4 protein-coding genes are annotated in these 4,600 nt (G+C 74.7%); all 4 read left to right on the forward strand.

Annotated features, from left to right (window positions below; genetic code table 11):
* The coding region (locus AB0K37_RS40325; protein ID WP_363991030.1) for a glucose-6-phosphate isomerase at window positions 1-1,383 on the forward strand (1,383 nt) is incomplete at its 5' end.
* 133 nt (window positions 1,384-1,516) lie between these two features.
* Complete coding sequence (gene zwf, locus AB0K37_RS40330; protein ID WP_363991033.1) at window positions 1,517-3,043, forward strand: glucose-6-phosphate dehydrogenase; 1,527 nt, start codon at window positions 1,517-1,519, stop codon at window positions 3,041-3,043.
* A complete protein-coding gene (gene opcA / locus AB0K37_RS40335; RefSeq protein WP_363991036.1) occupies window positions 3,044-4,120 on the forward strand; it encodes a glucose-6-phosphate dehydrogenase assembly protein OpcA in 1,077 nt (358 codons plus the stop codon).
* Window positions 4,117-4,600: 6-phosphogluconolactonase (locus AB0K37_RS40340; RefSeq protein ID WP_363991039.1), on the forward strand; the 484-nt coding region annotated here is incomplete at its 3' end. The genes opcA and AB0K37_RS40340, both read left to right, overlap by 4 nt.

A 4,600-nucleotide genomic window follows, 5' to 3' on the forward strand; every position in this document is an offset into this window, starting at 1 on the left:
TCCAGTGTGCAGCACTTCGGCCCGCCGCCCGCCTTGCGCAGCTCCGACAGGTCGACCGGCAGCGGCTCGTACCCGTGCTCCCGCAGCGTTTCGACCCGCGGACTGCCCGCGCCGGACGGCCGCGGCTCGCTGACGGTGCTGGACGGCCCCGACCCCGGGCCGCCGCTGCGGCTCCGGGAGGACACGGAGCGGCTGAACCGGACGGCGTTCGTGGTGACCGGCGGCGACCCGGCCACCGAGGCGCTGCGCGAGGTGTTCGCGGAGGCGCTGCGGGAGGAGGGCCTGTCCCCCGCCGGGATCGCGCGGCGGTTCGTGACGGTCGCCGAGCCGCGCGCGACGGAGGCGGGGCACGCGACGGAGGCGGGGCACGCGCTGGTGGAGGCTCCGGCGCCCACCGCGTTCGGCGCGCTGTCCCCCTACGCGCTGGTGCCCGCGGCGCTCGCGGGCGCCGACGTCGGGGCGCTGCTGGAGGAGGCAACCGCCGTCCTGCCGTCGCTCACGCGGCCGGAGCACAATCCGGGGCTCGTGCTCGGCGCCATCCTCGGCGGAGCGGCCCGGGCCGGGCGGCGGACGGCCGTGCTCGGCGGCTACCCGGCGGCGCTGCCGGGCATCGCCGGGTGGGCGGCGCTGCTGCTGCGGGAGGCGGCGCGCGGCCGGCTGGTGCCGGTCGTCCAGGACGGGGGCCTGCCGCTGCAGCCCGACGACGACCTGTTCCTGCTGACGTTCGACGGCCGCCCGCACCAGGACGACGCCACGGTCGCCGGGCCGCTCGCCGCGCAGCTCGTCGTGTGGGAGTACGCCGCCGCCGTGGCGTCCTACCTGCTGGAGGCCGACCCGCTGGCGGCGGCGGAGCGGCCCGCCCCGATGACGCTGGACGACGGGACCGGCGAGCCGCTGTTCGCCGACGGCGACCCCGGCCGGGCGGTCGAGGCCCGCACGACCGTCCCCGCGCTGGCCGGCGCGTCCGGGCTCACCGGGCTGCTGGACGCGCTGGCCGCACGGGTCGGGCCGGGCGAGCACCTCGTGCTGGTCGCCCACCTCGACCCGGACGAGGCGCGCGGCCAGGGCGCGCAGGTGCGCCGGCTCGCCGCGCTGCTCGCCGCGCGCTGCGAGCGGCCGGTGCGGGTGGACTGGGGCACGCGGCCGCCCGCGACCGGAAATGATCACCCGGACGGATGCGTTTACCTTCTGGTGACCGGGAACGTCGTCCGCGACGTGCCGGTCCCCGGCCGGCACCACAGGCTCGGCATGCTGCAGCTCGCCCGGGCGCTGGGGGACGCCCGCGACGCGCACGCGGCGGGCCGCCCGGTGGTCCGGCTCCACCTGCAGAACCGCTGGGCGGGGCTGACCCGGCTGCTCGACGCCGCCAGAGGAGACATATGAGCGCTCACACCGGGAACCGGCGACGACCGTGGCCGGACAGGGGGCGATTCCAAGTTGGGGCCCGCGATACGAGTTGGGGCAGGATGCTTGCAGCAGTAGTCGAAGAAGGCGCAGTGCGATCAGAGGGGGCCACGTGACCAACACAGCCAATCCGCTCCGCGACCCGCGGGACAAGCGCCTGCCGCGGGTGGCCGGGCCGTGCGTGCTCGTGCTGTTCGGTGTCACCGGGGACCTGTCGCGCAAGAAGCTCCTCCCGGCGATCTACGATCTGGCGAACCGGGGGCTGCTGCCGCCGGGCTTCTCCCTGGTGGGATTCGCGCGGCGCGACTGGGAGAACGAGGACTTCCGCCAGATCGCCTACGAGTCCGTCAAGGCCCACGCGCGGACCCCGTTCCGCGAGGACGTGTGGACGCACCTGATGGAGGGCATGCACTTCGTCCCCGGTGAGTTCAGCGATCCGGGCGCGTTCGACGCGCTGGCGATGGCGGTCAAGGAGCTGGACGAGAGCCGCGGCACCGGCGGCAACTACGCGTTCTACCTGTCGATCCCCCCGAAGTTCTTCCCGCAGGTCGTCGAGCAGCTGCAGCGCAGCGGCCTCGCCGACCGCAAGGAGGGCTCGTGGCGCCGGGTCGTCATCGAGAAGCCCTTCGGCCGCGACCTGAAGACCGCGGTGGAGCTGAACGACACCGTGCACCGCGTGTTCCCCGAGGAGGCGATCTTCCGGATCGACCACTACCTCGGCAAGGAGACGGTGCAGAACATTCTGGCCCTGCGGTTCGCCAACACGATGTTCGAGCCGATCTGGAACCGCTCCTTCGTCGACCACGTGCAGATCACGATGGCCGAGGACATCGGGATCGGCGGCCGGGCCGGATACTACGACGGCATCGGCGCCGCCCGCGACGTCATCCAGAACCACCTGCTCCAGCTGCTGGCGCTCACCGCGATGGAGGAGCCCACCTCGTTCAGCGCCGACGCCGTCCGCGCCGAGAAGGCCAAGATCCTGTCCGCGGTGCGGGTGCGGGGCGACCTGGCCCAGTCGACGGCGCGCGGGCAGTACGCGGCGGGCTGGCAGGGCGGCGTGAGCGTCCAGGGGTACCTGGAGGAGGAGGGCATCCCCGCCGACTCGCGCACCGAGACCTACGCGGCGGTCAAGCTGGAGATCGACAACCGCCGCTGGGCGGGCGTCCCGTTCTACCTGCGCACCGGCAAGCGGCTGAGCCGCCGGGTGACGGAGGTGGCGATGGTGTTCCAGCAGGCGCCGCACCTGCCGTTCTCGCACACCGACACCGAGGAGCTCGGGCAGAACGCCCTGGTGATGCGGGTGCAGCCGGACGAGGGCATCACGGTCCGGTTCGGCTCGAAGGTGCCCGGCACCTCGATGGAGATCCGCGACGTCAACATGGACTTCGCCTACGGCGAGTCGTTCACCGAGGCCTCGCCCGAGGCCTACGAGCGGCTGCTGCTGGACGTGCTGATCGGCGACCCGCCGCTGTTCCCCCGGCAGGAGGAGGTCGAGCTGTCCTGGAAGATCCTCGACCCGATCGAGGAGTACTGGGCGAGCCGAGGCGGCCTCGACCAGTACAAGTCCGGCGGCTACGGGCCCGACAGCGCCGACGAGCTGATGGCGCGGGACGGCCGAACCTGGAGGCGGCTCTAGATGAACATCGATCTGACCGGCACGACGACCCGCAAGATCCAGGACGCGCTGACGCAGTCCCGGCATCTGATGGGCGGCCCGGCCGTCGGCATGGTGCTCACACTGATCATCGTGACGGACGAGTCGGCGCAGTACGACGCGGTGCGCGCCGCGACCGAGGCGGCGCGCGAGCACCCCTGCCGGGTGCTGACCGTCATCTCCCGCGACCCGCGGGGCAGCTCCTCGCGGCTCGACGCCGAAATCCGGATGGGCGAGACCGGCCCCGGCGAGACGGTGCTGCTGCGCATGTACGGGCCGCTCGCCGAGCACGCCGACTCCGTCGTCGTGCCGCTGCTGATGCCCGACACCCCGGTGGTGACGTGGTGGCCCGGCGGCAAGGTGCCGAAGGTGCCCGCCAAGGACCCGCTGGGCCGGCTGGCGCAGCGCCGGGTGACCGACGCCTACGCGGCCCGCGACCGGCTCGGGACCCTGGCCCAGCTCGCCGAGGGCTACCGGCCGGGCGACACCGACTTCACCTGGACGCGGCTGACCTCCTGGCGGTCGCTGCTGGCGGCCGCGCTCGACCAGGAGCACGACGAGATCACCTCGGGCGAGGTGATGGCCGAGCCGGACTCCCCGAGTGCGGAGCTGCTGGCGGCGTGGCTGTCGGTCCGGCTCGGCGTCCCGGTGGACCGGACGGTCTCCGAGGGCCCCGGCATCACCGGCGTGCGGCTGGCGACGACGAGCGGCGACCTGGTGATCGACCGCCCGGACGGGCGGGTCGCGACGCTCTGCCGCCCCGGCCAGCCCGACCGGCAGGTGTCGCTGATGCGGCGTCCGATGGCGGAGCTGCTGGCCGAGGAGCTGCGGCGCCTCGACCCCGACGAGGTCTACCGCGACGCCGCCGCCCGGTTCGCCAAGGACCTGGCGGGCGGGACGCAGAAGCCGGGCGTGGCGAGCGAGCCGGTGTCGGCGACGTCCGACGCGGCCGCGACCGCGCCGCCCAAGAAGCAGGCGACGGCCAAGCGGGGGGAAGCCGGGCAGGCGCAGTCGAAGCAGCCGGCGCGCAAGGGGCGCGGCAGGACGGGGGACGCGTGACCGCCCCGGCCGTCCTGGTCCACCGCGACCAGGCCCTGCTCGCCGAGGCGGCCGCGGCCCGGCTCGTGACGCGGATCGCCGACGCCCAGGCGGCGCGGGGCACGGCGTCGGTGGTGCTCACCGGCGGTGGCGTCGGCACGGCGGTGCTCGCCGCGCTGGCCGCCTCCGCCGCCCGCGACGCGGTCGACTGGGGCCGGCTCGACCTGTGGTGGGGCGACGAGCGCTTCCTGCCCGCCGGAGACCCCGAGCGCAACGAGACCGGGGCGCGGGAGGCGCTGCTCGACCGCGTCCCGCTCGACCCGGCGCGGGTCCACGCGATGCCGGCGGCCGACGGCCCGGACGGCGACGACCCGGAGGCCGCGGCCGAGCGGTACGCCGCGGAGCTGCGGTCCGCCGCCGGGACCGGTCTTCAGCCTGGCCTCGTAGTCGCCGTGCTCGGCGTGGTCCTCCTGCTGGAGGGTGACGATCTTCTGCTGGGCG

It is taken from the genome of Actinomadura sp. NPDC049753 (assembly GCF_040674655.1).
Taxonomy (GTDB): domain Bacteria; phylum Actinomycetota; class Actinomycetes; order Streptosporangiales; family Streptosporangiaceae; genus Spirillospora; species Spirillospora verrucosospora.

Coding starts and splice junctions, on each gene's coding strand:
- opcA (WP_363991036.1), top strand. CDS start 3,044: ATGAACATCGATCTGACCGGCACGACGACCCGCAAGATCCAGGACGCG.